The organism is Pseudomonas sp. LBUM1666, from assembly GCF_059695775.1.
Genome location: NZ_CP166789.1, coordinates 3,130,365 through 3,144,962 on the forward strand (window position 1 = coordinate 3,130,365; position 14,598 = coordinate 3,144,962).

Consider the following 14,598-nt stretch of genomic DNA (forward strand, 5'->3'; position numbering starts at 1 on the left):
TACGTTATTCCTGTTGTTGTTTTGTTGGGCCGGCCAGCGGCAAGCGGCAGCACATCAGCAGCCCGACAGGTTGGCGTCGGGCCTGCAATTCGCCACCGAAACCTTCGATGATGCTGCGGCTCATGGACAAGCCAAGTCCCAGGCCATCGGCCTTGCTGGTATAGAACGGGGTAAATATCTGCTCCAGTTCGGGCTCGCTGACGCCCGGTCCCTGGTCTTGCACACTGATTTCCACGGTTGCACCACTGCCCTGCCCCGCCGCCATCACGATCAGCGAAGGTTGCCCCGGATGTTGTTCGCGGTTGGCGTCGATGGCATTGCGCAACAGATTGAGCAGCACCTGCTCCAGCAGCACCCGGTCGGCATAAATCGGCGGCAGATTATCCGGCAGGCGATCCTCGATTGTCACTTGGCAATTGCTCGCTTCCCAGGCACACAAACGCACGGCCTCGCGGGCGACGTCGGTGAAATTCAGGGCCTGCATCCGGCGTTGTCCCTTGCGCAGAAACGCGCGCAAACGTCTGATCACTTCTGAAGCATGCGTGGCGTGATGGGTAATGCGCTCCAGCCCTTGCGCCACTCGGGCGGCGGCCTGGGGATTGGAATCCAGTGTCTGCAAATAGCGCTGGCTGGCATTGGCGTAATTGACCACCGCCGCCAACGGCTGGTTGATTTCGTGTGCGATGCCCGAGGCCAACTCACCCAGGGTGACCAACCGCGCGGTGTGCGCCAGTTCGTCCTGATGGCGGCGCTGTTGCACCTCTCGCAGTTCACGTTCGGTCATGTCCCGCGCCACCAAAGAGTAATAGCGCTCGCCGCCGGCCGAACGGTGCGCCAACAGGACCAGCGATACCGGCACTGAAGTGCCGCCACCCGGTGGCTGCAATCGCGCATCGGTGCTCCAGACACCGTCGCGTTCGGCGCTGCTCCAGCCATCACGTTGCAGACGTGCCAGGTCGCCACTGGCGAACAATTGCGCCAGGGTCGGCATCGGTTGTTGCTCGTCGATCCCGAGAATGCGCCGCGCCGCTGGATTGAGGTAAGTGACTTGCCCTTCGGGGTCGATGAACAACACCGGATCAGTGTTGGCTTCGACCACCTCCGCCAGGCGCCGCTTGTTCTCCTCGGCTTGCACCCGGGCGGTAATGTCCCGGGAGACGCTGACCACTTCGACCACTGTCCCGGTATAGGTCTCGCGAATCGCCCGGCTCGCGGTTTCAAACCACAGGTAGTGCCCGTCTCGATGGCGAATGCGATAGGTCATCGTGTGATAACCGTCCTGCTCCAGGGCATCCCGCGCGCGCTGCACCAGGTTGGCCAGGTCCTGACCATGGAACAAACCCTGGGCCATTTGCCCGCGCAACTCTTCCGGCCAATAGCCGAGCAATGTCCAGGACGCCGGCGAGGCATCCAGAAAGCGTCCGTCCGGTGTGTGTCGGGAAATCAGGTCGGTGGTGTTCTCGATGATCAGCCGGTACAACCGGCGCGCTGTGGCTGCTTCACGCTCGGCCAGCACTTGTGCCGTGGCATCGCGGCAACGGGCGAGCACGCGGTTGTCCTGGGGATCGGGGATAAAGGTCCAGATCAGGATCTGCGCTTCGAACTGGGCTTCGACCCCTTCGATGGCGCGTTGCTGGTCGAGGCAGGCACGGACCAGCACCCGGTGATTCACCGGCAAAAAGCCCAGCACATCGGTCAGCGGTTTTTCGGCGAGCAGTGCCAACAGCGCGGCATTGAACTCCAGCGGCCGGCCTTGCGCGTCGAGCAACAGGCTCGGTTGCGGATCGTGGCCCAACAGCGGCGAGCCGCGCAGCATGCCATTGACGCTACTCAGCAAGGTCGTCAGCAAGTCCTGCACCCAACCCAACCAATCAAGACTCACGCCCTCGCACACTTGCACCAGCAACAACCCTGGCTGCCCCGGTTGCAAAGCCAGATCAAACACCTGGCCATGGCTGATAGCCGCCCGACGCAGTCGACCGGCCAACCAGCAATCGAGTTGCCGTACTTGCGCCAGATCCAGCCGCCCTGCCTCGACCAACCGATCAAACAGCCGCTGATCGCTGGCCAGCGAAGGGTCGCCCAGCCCCGGTGGAAAATGCTGGGCGGCGCCCTCGTGGCTGTAAATCCGCGCATTGGCTTGCCAACTCAGATAAACCGCCCGGCGCACCTCGGGGCAATCCTGCAGCGCACGGCACAACGCATCGGCCCGGGCAGCCAGAGACACACCCTCGCGCTGCAGGCGCAACCAGCTGTGCAATCGAACGGGAGTCAGGGTCATCACAGGTCCGCTTCGTTGGGGAAGCCAAGGATATACCGGCCTTGGCGGTGAGACTGTATTGATTTAGACCTGCCAGAATCAAATATAGTATATGTCCTATATGACGTAGGTTGTACTTCCATATCTGTGGCTGAATGTTATATAAAGCAGACCTGACATAAAAGGGGACCCCAGCGGCTACGCTGCAAGGTCACCCATAGAGCTAACAATCAGCCACCGAGTACCCGTACATGTCGATCTATGAACAAGGGCTAGGCCCTGCGGCTGTCAATCATATTGCCTTGTCTCCGCTCAGCTTCATCGAGCGCACCGCCAGCGTTTATCCGGACTACCCCGCCGTCATCCATGGTTCTATTCGCCGCACCTGGGCGCAGACCTACACACGTTGCCGCCGCCTGGCTTCGGCACTGGCCGGTCGCGGCATCGGCAAGAACGACACGGTGGCGGTGATGCTGCCCAACATTCCCGAGATGCTTGAAGTGCATTTCGGCGTGCCGATGATTGGCGCGGTGCTCAACCCGCTCAACGTGCGTCTGGATGCCGAAGCCATCGCCTTCATGCTGCAACATGGCGAAGCCAAGGTGCTGATTACCGACCGCGAGTTCCATGATGTGATTCACGCGGCGATTGGCATGCTGGACCACCCGCCACTGGTCATCGACGTTAATGATCCGGAATACGGTGAAGGCCAAGCTGTCAGCGAACTGGACTACGAAGCGTTGTTGGCCGAAGGCGACCCGGACTTCGCCTGGCAGTGGCCGGCGAACGAATGGGACGCCATTTCGCTGAATTACACCTCAGGCACCACCGGCAACCCCAAAGGCGTGGTTTACCACCATCGCGGTGCTTACCTGAACTCGTTGGGCAACCAGATGACCTGGGCCATGGGCAACCATCCGGTGTACCTCTGGACCCTGCCGATGTTCCATTGCAACGGTTGGTGCTATCCGTGGATCATCACCGCCATGGCCGGTGTGCATGTGTTCCTGCGCCGTGTCGATCCACAGAAAATCCTCACGCTGATCCGCGAGCATCAGGTCACCCATCTGTGCGCTGCACCGATCGTGCTCAATGCCTTGGTCAACATGCCGGAATCGGCTAAAGCGGCGATCGATCATCCGGTCAACGCGATGGTCGCCGGCGCCGCACCGCCGGCCAAAGTGATCGGTGCCGTGGAAGAAATGGGCATCAAGGTCACCCACGTTTATGGCCTGACCGAAACCTATGGTCCGGTGACGCTCTGCGCCTGGCATGCCGAATGGGATGAGTTGCCGCTGGACGAACGGGCGCAAATCAAATCCCGTCAAGGCGTGCGCTACCCGACGCTCGAAGGCGTGATGGTCGGCGACTCGAAGACGCTGGAGCCGACCCCGCGTGATGGTCAGACCATCGGTGAGATCTTCATGCGCGGCAACACCGTGATGAAGGGCTACCTGAAGAACCCGACCGCCACGGCCGAAGCGTTCGAAGGCGGCTGGTTCCACACCGGCGACCTGGCGGTGTGTCATCCGAACGGTTACGTCGAGATCAAGGACCGACTCAAGGACATCATCATTTCCGGCGGCGAGAACATTTCCACCATCGAACTGGAAGGTGTGCTCTATCGCCATCCAGCCGTCATGGAAGCGGCCGTCGTCGCCCGCCCTGATGAGAAGTGGGGCGAAACGCCCTGCGCCTTTATCACGTTGAAGGCTGATCACCAGGACGTTCGCGAGGCCGACATCATCAGTTTCTGCCGCGAACACCTGGCCGGCTTCAAAGTCCCGCGCACGGTGGTTTTCACCCTGCTGCCGAAGACTTCAACCGGCAAGATCCAGAAGTACGTTCTGCGCGACAGGGCCAAAGCGCTCTAACCGAATCGACGTTGTTCCCGTCAAGCGGCCGGTGTTTTTACCGGCCGCTTCGGGCTCGTGCAGGCCGGATTCCGCTCTGCCCTGCCCTTATACCCAAAGCATCGATAACAAAAACAAGGTGGAGCCACCATGATCGACATCCATTCAACCGACACCCAACGCTGTGAACGCATTCGGTCCAACCCGAAATTCCTTCAACTGGTCAGCAGCCGTTCGCGCCTGGCCTGGTCCCTGAGTGCTGCCGTGCTGGGCACTTACTACGCGTTCATGCTGGTGGTGGCGTTTGCGCCGCAGTGGTTGCATGCACCGCTCGCCGAGCATCGGATGTTGACCCTGGGCATGCCGGTTGGCGCGGCGATCATCATTTTTTCCTGGCTACTGACCGGTTGGTACGTCTACAGCGCCAACACGCGTTTCGATGCACTGGGCGCCGCCATTCTCGAGGAGAGCAAGTAATGAACCTGCTCCGTAAACTTCTCCTCGCCGCTGCCGGGCTATTGCCGGCCTCCGTTGTGCTGGCTGCGCCCGCGCTGGGTGTGGTGGAAAAACAGCCGCTCAACCTGCATGCGATCGGCATGTTCTTCGTCTTCGTGCTGGGCACGCTGGCCATCACCTGGTGGGCCGCGCGGCAAACCAAATCCACGTCTGACTTCTATACCGCGGGCGGGGGCATCACCGGGTTTCAGAACGGTCTGGCGATTGCCGGCGACTACATGTCTGCTGCGACGTTGCTGGGGCTGTCCAGCCTGGTGTTCGCCAAGGGCTACGACGGCTTCATCTATACCATCGGCTTCTTCGTCGGCTGGCCGATCATCACCTTCCTGATGGCCGAGCGCTTGCGCAATCTGGGGCGCTACACCTTTGCCGACATCGTGTCCTATCGACTGGACCAGAACAAAGTGCGGATCTTCGCCGCGTTTGGTTCGTTGACGGTGGTGTGCTGCTACCTGATCGTGCAGATGGTCGGTGCCGGTCAGTTGATCAAATTGCTGTTCGGTCTCGACTACCCGGTTGCGGTGGTGATTGTCGGCGCGCTGATGCTGGTGTACGTGATCTTCGGCGGCATGATCGCCACCACCTGGGTGCAGATCATCAAGGCTGTGTTGCTGCTTGCCGGCGGCACGACCCTGGCGTTCATGGCCATGTCGCAATTCGGCTTCAGCTACGAAACCCTGGCCACCAAAGCCGTCGAAGCCCACGCCAGCGGCTGGAACATCATGGGCCCCGGCTCAATGCTCGCCGACCCGATCAACACCGCTTCGATGTCGCTGGGCCTGGTGTTCGGGATTGCCGGTCTGCCGCACATTCTGATGCGTTTCTTCACCGTGCCTAACGCCAAGGAAGCGCGCAAATCGGTGTTCTACGCCACCGGCTTCATCGGTTTCTTCTTCCTTGTTGTCTGCACCCTGGGCTTTGCCGCGATGGTGATCATCGGCACCGACCCGCAGTACTACGTCAATGGCGAAGTCGGCGGCACCTTGATTGGTGGCGGCAACATGGTCGCCATGCACCTGGCCAAAGCGGTCGGTGGCAACCTGTTCTTCGGTTTCCTCTCGGCCGTGGCCTTTGCCACCATTTTGGCGGTGGTCTCTGGGCTGGCCCTGGCCGGTGCCTCGGCGATATCCCACGATCTCTACGCTACGGTGTTCAAGAAAGGCAAAGCCAGCCAGAAACAGGAAATGCGCGTGACCCGCATGGCCACTGTCGGCCTGGGCATCATCGCGATTCTGCTGGGCATTCTGTTCGAGAAGATGAACGTCGCGTTCCTGGTGGGCCTGACCTTCGGCATCGCCGCGTCGACCAACTTCCCGGTGCTGATTATGGCCATGTACTGGAAAGGCTTGACCACCAAAGGCGCGATCATCGGTGGTTTCGCCGGCCTGCTCTGCGCGCTGGTGCTGGTGATCCTCTCGCCAGCGGTCTGGGTCACCGTGCTCGGCCATGCGCATGCGATCTTCCCGTACGACCACCCGGCGTTGTTCTCCATGCCGCTGGCGTTCTTCGTGATCGTCGTGGTGTCGAAACTCGACCGCAGCGCGCGGGCCGACAAGGAGCGTGACGCTTACGCCGACCAGTTCGTTCGCGCCCAGACCGGCCTCGGTGCCGCCAGCGCTTCCGCTCATTGAGTGAAAGGGCACGGCCTGCTCAAGCGGCGCCGTGCCCATCGCACAACCTTTTGAGGTTCACGTTATGCCCGAATTCAACGCCCCGCTGCGCGACATGCGCTTTGTGCTGCATGAAGTGTTCGACGCCCCGGCCCTGTGGGCACGCCTGCCAGCCCTGGCCGACAGTGTCGACGCCGCCACCGCTGACGCCATTCTTGAGGAGGCGGCCAAAGTCACCTCGCACCTGATTGCGCCATTGAATCGCAGCGGCGACGAAGAAGGCGCCCAGTGGGTCGATGGTCAGGTCAGCACGCCAATCGGTTTCAAACAGGCTTATGCCACCTACATCGAAGGCGGCTGGGTGGGCCTTTCCGGTAACGCCGATTTCGGCGGCATGGGCATGCCGAAGATGCTCGCCGTGCAGTTCGAAGAAATGCTCTACGGCGCCAACTCCAGCTTCGCCCTGTATTCGGCGTTGAGTTCCGGTGCCTGTCTGGCGCTGGATGCCCATGCCAGCGACACCCTGAAAAACCTCTACCTGCCGCCGATGTACGAAGGCCGCTGGGCCGGTTCCATGTGCCTGACCGAAGCCCACGCCGGTACCGATCTGGGGATTATCCGCACCCGCGCCGAACCTCAGGCCGACGGCAGCTTCAGTATCACCGGCAGCAAGATCTTCATCACCGGTGGCGATCAGGACCTGACCGAAAACATAGTGCATCTGGTGCTGGCCAAACTACCGGACGCACCGGCGGGGCCGAAAGGCATCTCACTGTTCGTAGTGCCCAAAGTGCTGGTCAATGCCGACGGCTCCCTTGGCGATGCCAATGCCGTGAGTTGCGGCTCCATCGAACACAAGATGGGCATCAAGGCCTCGGCCACCTGCGTGATGAACTTCGACGGTGCCAGCGGCTGGCTGGTCGGCGAAGCCAACAAAGGCCTGGCGGCGATGTTCACCATGATGAACTACGAGCGCTTGTCCATCGGCATTCAGGGCATTGGCTGCGCCGAGGCGTCCTATCAGAGCGCTGTCGCCTATGCCCGCGAACGCGTGCAGAGCCGCGCGCCGACCGGTGCTACTGCTCCGGACAAAGTGGCCGATCCGATCATCGTTCACCCCGACGTGCGCCGCATGCTGCTGAGCATGAAAGCCATGACCGAGGGCGGCCGTGCGTTTGCCAGTTACGTCGGGCAGCAACTGGACCTGGCGAAGTTTTCCGATGACACCAAGGAACGCGACAGCGCGCAAACCCTGGTCGCGCTGCTGACGCCGGTGGCCAAGGCGTTTTTTACCGACACCGGCCTGGAAAGCTGCATCAACGGCCAGCAAGTGTTCGGCGGCCATGGCTACATCCGCGAATGGGGCCAGGAACAATTGGTCCGTGACGTGCGTATCGCGCAGATCTACGAAGGCACCAACGGCATTCAGGCCCTGGACTTGCTCGGACGCAAAGTGCTTGCCGACAAAGGCTTCGCGCTGCGCCAGTTCACCGCTGAGATCCGTCATTTCGCCCATCAGCCTGACGCGCCCTACTCCGCTCAACTGTTCTCTGCCGTACAGCGTCTGGAAGACCTGAGCGACTGGCTGCAGGACCAGGCCGCGACCAATCGCAACGAAGTCGGCGCCGCGTCGGTGGAGTATTTGCACCTGTTCGGTTACGTCGCCTACGCCTGGCTTTGGGCGCGCATGGCACAGGTTGCCAAGCAAAAGCTGCACGAAGACGAAGGGTTTTATGGCGCGAAAATCGCCACCGCCGACTTCTATATCCACCGCTTGCTGCCGCGCATTTTGAGCCTGGAGCAATCTATCCGCGCGGGCAGTGCCTCCTTGTTTGGCCTGAGTGCCGAACAGTTCTAACGATTGAACCGCACGCGGCGCCACGCTCCTATCTTTTCGGCGTTCGCGTTTTTTTATTGATAAGCCCTCGCCCACCTGGCGAGGGCCGCGGGACCTGTCTTTCCATAATAAAAACAAAGGGGCTTCACCATGGACCGCAACACCCGCACCCTCGCTACCCGACTGTTGCTGGCCGGCGGCGTCATCAGCCTCTCGGCCCCCGCCGCTGCTGACTTCGTCAAAGACAGCAAGGCCAGCCTCGAGCTGCGCAACTTCTATTTCAACCGTGACTATCGCCAGGACAACGCCGCCCAATCCAAACAAGAGGAATGGGCCCAGGGTTTCTTGCTGCGCTATGAATCGGGCTTCACCGAAGGTTTGATCGGCGTGGGTTTCGATGCCATTGGCCTGGTCGGCGTCAAGCTCGATTCCAGCCCGGATCGCGCAGGCTCCGGCCTGCTCAAACGTCACCGCGACACGAGCAAAGGTGCTCAGGACGAGTACGGCGAACTGGGCCTGACCGCCAAAGTGCGTGCCTCGAAAAGCACACTGAAACTCGGCACACTGCTGCCGAAACTGCCCACGTTATTGGCCAACGATTCACGGCTGTTGCCACAAACCTTCAAGGGCGGCCAGTTGACGTCGCTGGAACTCGAAGGCCTGACGGTGGATGCCGGGCGACTGACGCAGGTCAATCAGCGCGACTCCTCGGACTACGAGGACATGGGCATCACCCGCACCGGCGCCAAGGGCATCACCACACGTCATCTCGATAGCGACAGCTTCGACTTCGCCAGCCTGAACTACAAATGGACCAGCAACCTCGCCACCGGCTACAGCTACGGCCACCTCGACAACTTCTACAGCCAGCACCTGGTCAACCTGACCTACGTGTTGCCGGTCACAGCCGGCCAGTCGCTGAAGACGGATCTGCGCTTCGCCCGCTCCACGGATGATGGCGGCAGTAATGTCGATAACAATGCCATTGGCGCGATGTTCACCTATAACCTCGGCGGGCATGCGTTTGGCCTGGGTTATCAAGGCATGAGCGGCGACACCGGCTACGCCTACGTCAACGGTACCGATGCGTTCCTGGTGAACTTCGTGCAGATCGGCGACTTCGCCAGCAAGGACGAAAAGTCCTGGCAGGCTCGCTACGACTACAACTTTGCGGCCATTGGCGTTCCGGGCCTGACCTTCATGACCCGCTACCTCACCGGCGACAATATCGATCTGGGCGGCAACCGCCCGGAAGGCAAGGAATGGGAACGTGATACCGACATCGGCTATGTCGTGCAGAGCGGGCCGCTGAAGAATGTCGGCGTGAAATGGCGTAACGCGACGGTTCGCTCGACCAACTTTGGCAGCGACCTGGATGAAAACCGCTTGATCGTCAGCTACACCTTGCCGATCTGGTAAGCACCCTTCCCCCAGATCGTTCCCACCGCGTGGGAACGATCACCCGCGGCAGTGGCCAGAGTAGGTTAAGATGCCTGCAAACCAGGCCCGCCGCGAGACGCCCCGCATGACTGATACCACCCCCCGCCTGATCAAGAAATACCCAAACCGCCGACTGTATGACACCCACACCAGCAGTCATTTGACGCTGGCGGACATACGCCAGTTGGTGGTCGACAAAATTGCCTTTCAGGTGGTCGATGCCAAGAGCGGCGAGGATCTGACGCGCAGCATCCTGCTGCAAGTGATTCTGGAAGCCGAAAGCGGCGGTGAGCCGATCTTCACCAGCGAGATGCTGATGGGGATTATCCAGTTCTACGGCCCTTATCAGGGCGTTCTCGGCAGCTATCTGGACAAGAGCATTCAGACCGTGATCGACGTCCAGTCCCAGACTGGCGCGCAGTCGTCCGAAGCCTGGAGCGACTTCATGCACCAACAGGCCCCGGTGATGCAGGACCTGATGCGCCAATATGTCGACCAGTCCAAGGCGTTGTATCTCAATACCCAGAACCTGTTTGGCATGTTTGGCGGTAAACAACCCGGCACCAATAATGGGCCGAAAAAAAATGGCGATGGGGAATAAACCCATCGCCATTGGTGCCGCTGATCTAATGCGACTTACTTGTTACCGCTGGTAGCCTTGGCGCTTGCTTCTGGAGCAGCTTTGGTGCCCGCGGCAGTCGCTGCGTCGAAACTGCTCTGAGCCACATCGGCAGCCTGTTTTACGGCTTTCTGTGCGCTTTCGAACACGGTACCGGCATTCGCCAGGCTCGACTTGAACGCTGCCACAACAGGCTCGGAGCCGGCCGGTGCATTCTTGCTGATGGCTTCAACGAACTCTTGCACCTGTTGAGTGCCCGCTTCGACCTGACTCGAAGTCAATTTGGCGATGTCCGACTGAGTACCCACGATCAGGGCTTGAACCTGACGATTGAATTCGGCCAGACGTTCGGTCTGCGCGCTCGGCTGGGTGAAAGAAGCCTGCAGCTCGGCGAAACCTTGTGGATCACGGACGGCCAGCAGCTTGCGAACACCTTCGAAGTGCTCTTCGGTGGAGTCGCGCAGTGCCTTGAACTGCAACTGGCTGAGCTGTTCAACGCTGGCGAAGACTTTACCGCTGATTTGCTGCAAAAGATCGAGGTTGGCTTTCTGAGCGGTTTGCAGTTTTTCCGAATTGAAAAAAGACATGCTTGAATCTCCTGGTACTGGAAGGCCCTGATGGACCTGAGGACGCGATAGCGATCCGGCCAGTCATCGCGTTAGCCTTGATATTGCAGTGCACAAAACCATTTGGCAACGTCTATTTTTGTGCGGTGCAAAATAACCTTTGCTAAAGCCCTCCTCATTCGCTGTAAACTCATGCTCATCGAACGGCCAGGCTAGCCCTCTTTAACTAAAGGGTTCTGATGGGCCGGTCCCCATGCATAGCGTCAGGAGATCACGATGGGTCAGGAATTAAATATTGCGCTGCAAGATGAAGAGTTCTCCGAACCCGCGGGCTTGTTCGAACACCTTAATCATCTGCAACGCCTCAATACCCGTAACGTCCTCGACGCGGTGCAGAAGCGCCAGGCAAAAACCTTCGCGCCTTTAAGCCTTGGGCAGCTCCGACAGCCAACGCCTGCTGACTGGCAGGAATACTTCACCGACCTCGGCCAACGCAGCGTGTTGTTCTGGGATACCTTGCGTCAGCGCGGCGACAACACCCTGGCCCACGAACGCGCCAGGTATCCGCTGCTGCTCAAGTTCAATCATGAAGCGCTGGTCGCCGGTGAAGACCTGCCCCGCCCGGTCAACTATTCGTTGTTGCAAATCCTCGGCGGCCCCGGACAACAGATCGACAGCAAAAAACAGCCGGTGATCATCATTGACCCGCGCGGCGGCCATGGCTCGGGCATCGGCGGGTTCAAACAGGATTCGGTCATCGGCGAAAGCCTGAGAGCCGGCCACCCCACCTACTTTATCTCCTTCAGTCACTCGCCCCGCCCAGGGCAAACCCTTGCCGATATCACCGAAGCTCAGGCGCGGTTCATCGAAGTCGTCAGCGCCCGACATCCCGACAGCACCAAACCCGTGGTAATCGGCAACTGCCAGGCGGGCTGGGCGTTAATGGGCCTCGCGGCCACCCGTCCGGAGCTGCCGGGTCTGATCATCGTCAACGGTGCGCCGTTGTCGTACTGGGCCGGCGTCAATGGCCGCAATCCGATGCGCTACACCGGCGGTTTGCTGGGCGGTGGCTGGATGGCGCGCCTAGGTAGCGACCTCGGTAATGACCGTTTCGACGGCACCTGGCTGGTCAGCAATTTCGAAAACCTGGACCCGGCCAACACTTATTGGGGCAAGTACTACCACCTGTTCAGCGAAGTCGACAGCGAGGCCGCACGCTTTCTGGATTTCGAACGCTGGTGGGGCAGCCCGACCCTGCTCAATGGCGAAGAGATCGAGATGATTGTCGACGACTTGTTCATCGGTAATCGGCTGTCCGGTGGTCTCGGGCGCAAGAGCAGTGGGCTTGACCTCAAATTGATCGAAGTGCCGGTGGTGGTGTTCTGCTCGTATGGCGACAACATCACCTCCCCGCAGCAGGCACTGGACTGGATCACCGACGTCTATCCCAGCGATCTAGCGTTGCAAAATGCCGGACGCACCATCGTTTACCTGCGACACGCGAGCATCGGTCACCTGGGCATTTTCGTGTCCGGTGAAGTGGCGCGGCGCGAACACCGTGAGTTACTCGGCGCGGTCGATGCGATCAATGCGCTGTCGGCCGGGCTGTATGAAATGCTGATCGAAGACCTGCCGGAGAATTCGGCGACGCCGTATGCCGTGCGTTTCGAACCCCGGCGTATCGCCGACATCCATGGCCAGGTGCAGCCGCCCCGTGATGATGATCGCGAATTTGCGCTGGTCCAGCGCGCGTCCGATATCAACAACAGTGTGTACGACGAATTCATACGCCCGTGGTTGCGCCAGCTGATCAACGAACCGAGCGCCGAAATACTGCGCCGGGCCCACCCTTTCCATCAGCAGCAAGTGGCCTGGAGCAGTTTGAACCCGGCGCTGTGGTGGCTGGCCGGCAGTGCCGCTCAAGTGAGCAAGGATCGTCACCCCGCCAGCCAGAACAACCCGTTACTGGTCTGGCAGGAACTGTTTTCCAACCAGATGCAGGACGCCTTGAACGGCTATCGGGATCTGCGCGATGCGGCTCAGGAAATGTGTTTCTACGGCGTGTATGGCGTACTCAACAGCCTCACCGGCAATGCACCCGGACGTAATCTGCAGGAACATGCCGAGCAGCACGACAAGGTTTTGATCGAGCGCTTGCAGGATGCCCTGCCCCTTGGCGGCCTGATGGAAGCCTTGATACGGATCCTGTTCCTGCTGGGCCGCGACAGCGACGAGCCGGGCAAGGAAAGTGTCGAAAAATTGATTCTGCAACTGCAAGTGCTGCTCCAGGACTACAGTGCCGAGCCGCTTGATCTGCGCGAAACCCTGCGCCTGCAAAAACTGCTGGTCGCTACCCATCCGCAAGAAAGCCTGCACAGCCTGCCCCTGATGCTTGTCGAAGTCGAAGAACGCCAGCAAGTGCTGGCGGCCGTCGCCAATTTGCTGCCGGAACTGCTGAGCAGCGGCGCAGACAACCCCTTCTGGTGTGAGCTGCACACGCTGCTCGACGTGCCGCTGCCAGGTTTCAGCCTGACCCAACCACCGGGTGAAGCCGATGCCATCGAAGAGAAAATCCCGGTGGTAACCCCTGAGCCGATCAAGCAGATCACCCCGGTGGAAATTCCCGAGCCAATCAAACAGAAAACCCCAGCGGTAATCCCCGAGCCAATCAAGCAGAAAAAACCCGCAGTGACCCCAGACCCCATCGCCAAGGTTGCGAGTCCAGTGCGCAAACCTGCCAAGGGCAAGAAAGGCGTGAAAAAACCTCCGGTGAAATAACGTTGAACGCTGACGAGGACCGCGTCAGACCGGCGCGGCTTCCTCGATTTCAAACGATTCATCGGCCCGATACTGACCGGGTGTCATACCAAACCAGCGGCTACAGGCTTTGTTGAAACTGCTGTGATCATGAAAACCAAGGAGATACGCGACATGCTTCATGTTGAAGTGAGAATGTCGCAGGTAAAAATCGGCCAATTGCCGGCGCACAGCGTTCTGCACGTCCTTGAATTGCGTCCCTTCCTTTTCCAGCGCGCGTTGCAGCGTCCGCTTACTGATGTTCAATGCTGCCGCGATCGATTCCATATCGCACTGCCCCTGGTCCTGACTCAAGCGCTCGGTAATCAGCGCGCGAATCCTGCCGACAATGGAAAAACCAAACAGCAGATCCATTTGAGCCTCGGCAAAACTGTCATGCAGCACCGCCAACGTTTCATTGGCCATGCTCAACGGCCGCAGCAGCTCCTGCGCATCAAACAAAATGCTGTCGTAAGGCGCGTCGAAATGCAGGTCGCAGCCAAACAACCGTCGATGCTCAGAGGTGTCTTCAGGTTCGGGATAGGTGAACTCCACTCTCAAGGGTTGCGGTGAGTTGCCGCCCGCCAGCTTGCGGCAGAAACCCAGCAATGAAGCCAACGCTGCATCGGTGTATTGGCGAGGTTTGACCGAACCTTTTTGTTGATGATCGAGCCCGGACAGTCGGTAGTTCTGCTGTTCCGATGTAAAGAAAAGGCTGAATCCGGTGCCAATCAACGGACTGAAACGGACCAGTCGTTCAAGGGCTTTTTTCAGATTCAGGCTGGACATCATGGTGTAACCGACGATCTGAAAGCTGCCGGGGTGGAAACTTCCATAGGCCCTCAAGCCAATGTCCGGATCACCCGAGGCCTGAGCGGCCAGTTCCCATAATCGATAGATAGCCCTCCGCTCGCAAAACGCTCCTGGTTCGTTCGCGAGTTGCATGTCTAGTCCAGCCTCCTGACACAGACTGGCAATATCCAGTCCTTGAGCCGAGAGCGTATTTACCAGCACGCTGGCATAACCTGAACTCATTCTATACATGGCGTCCTCAATGACCTGTGGAACCGAACATCCTGTCCGGAGCCATGACTGATCTGC

The 14,598-nt window shown here is 59.8% G+C and carries 10 protein-coding genes; 7 read left to right on the forward strand and 3 right to left on the reverse strand.

Going from position 1 to position 14,598, the window contains the following annotated elements:
- Positions 1-4: 4 nt before the first annotated feature.
- Complete coding sequence (locus tag ACA056_RS14260) at positions 5-2,281, reverse strand: PAS domain-containing sensor histidine kinase (protein ID WP_497273467.1); 2,277 nt, start codon at positions 2,279-2,281, stop codon at positions 5-7.
- Between the two features lie 230 nt (positions 2,282-2,511).
- Between ACA056_RS14260 and ACA056_RS14265 the strand changes: the two genes are divergently transcribed.
- From ACA056_RS14265 to phaR, 6 genes are all read left to right on the forward strand, one after another.
- Positions 2,512-4,134 (forward strand): acyl-CoA synthetase, encoded by a 1,623-nt coding sequence (locus ACA056_RS14265; protein ID WP_497273468.1) that lies wholly within the window; start codon positions 2,512-2,514, stop codon positions 4,132-4,134.
- Positions 4,135-4,263: 129 nt separating this feature from the next.
- Positions 4,264-4,590, forward strand: a complete 327-nt coding sequence (locus tag ACA056_RS14270) for a DUF485 domain-containing protein (RefSeq protein WP_008146418.1) — start codon at positions 4,264-4,266, stop codon at positions 4,588-4,590.
- Positions 4,590-6,260 (forward strand): cation acetate symporter, encoded by a 1,671-nt coding sequence (locus ACA056_RS14275; protein WP_497273469.1) that lies wholly within the window; start codon positions 4,590-4,592, stop codon positions 6,258-6,260. Before ACA056_RS14270 ends, ACA056_RS14275 begins: the two co-directional genes overlap by 1 nt.
- 64 nt (positions 6,261-6,324) lie before the next feature.
- Positions 6,325-8,097, forward strand: a complete 1,773-nt coding sequence (locus tag ACA056_RS14280; protein WP_497265451.1) for an acyl-CoA dehydrogenase C-terminal domain-containing protein — start codon at positions 6,325-6,327, stop codon at positions 8,095-8,097.
- Between the two features lie 129 nt (positions 8,098-8,226).
- A complete protein-coding gene (locus ACA056_RS14285; protein WP_497265453.1) occupies positions 8,227-9,495 on the forward strand; it encodes an OprD family porin in 1,269 nt (422 codons plus the stop codon).
- 70 nt (positions 9,496-9,565) lie between these two features.
- Positions 9,566-10,117 carry a polyhydroxyalkanoate synthesis repressor PhaR gene (gene phaR / locus ACA056_RS14290; protein ID WP_497265455.1) on the forward strand — a complete coding sequence of 184 codons (552 nt, stop codon included), beginning with the start codon at positions 9,566-9,568 and terminating at the stop codon, positions 10,115-10,117.
- Between the two features lie 35 nt (positions 10,118-10,152).
- Here the strand turns inward: phaR and phaP are convergent, their stop codons facing one another.
- Positions 10,153-10,722, reverse strand: a complete 570-nt coding sequence (phaP, locus tag ACA056_RS14295) for a TIGR01841 family phasin (protein ID WP_497265457.1) — start codon at positions 10,720-10,722, stop codon at positions 10,153-10,155.
- 255 nt (positions 10,723-10,977) lie between these two features.
- Between phaP and ACA056_RS14300 the strand changes: the two genes are divergently transcribed.
- The gene (locus tag ACA056_RS14300) at positions 10,978-13,479 is read left to right on the forward strand and encodes a DUF3141 domain-containing protein (RefSeq protein WP_497265459.1); all 2,502 of its coding nucleotides are present in this window, start codon (positions 10,978-10,980) and stop codon (positions 13,477-13,479) included.
- A gap of 24 nt (positions 13,480-13,503) precedes the next feature.
- On the opposite strand, the gene ACA056_RS14305 is transcribed toward ACA056_RS14300, so the two are convergent.
- The gene (locus ACA056_RS14305; RefSeq protein WP_497265461.1) at positions 13,504-14,541 is read right to left on the reverse strand and encodes an AraC family transcriptional regulator; all 1,038 of its coding nucleotides are present in this window, start codon (positions 14,539-14,541) and stop codon (positions 13,504-13,506) included.
- Positions 14,542-14,598: the final 57 nt, after the last annotated feature.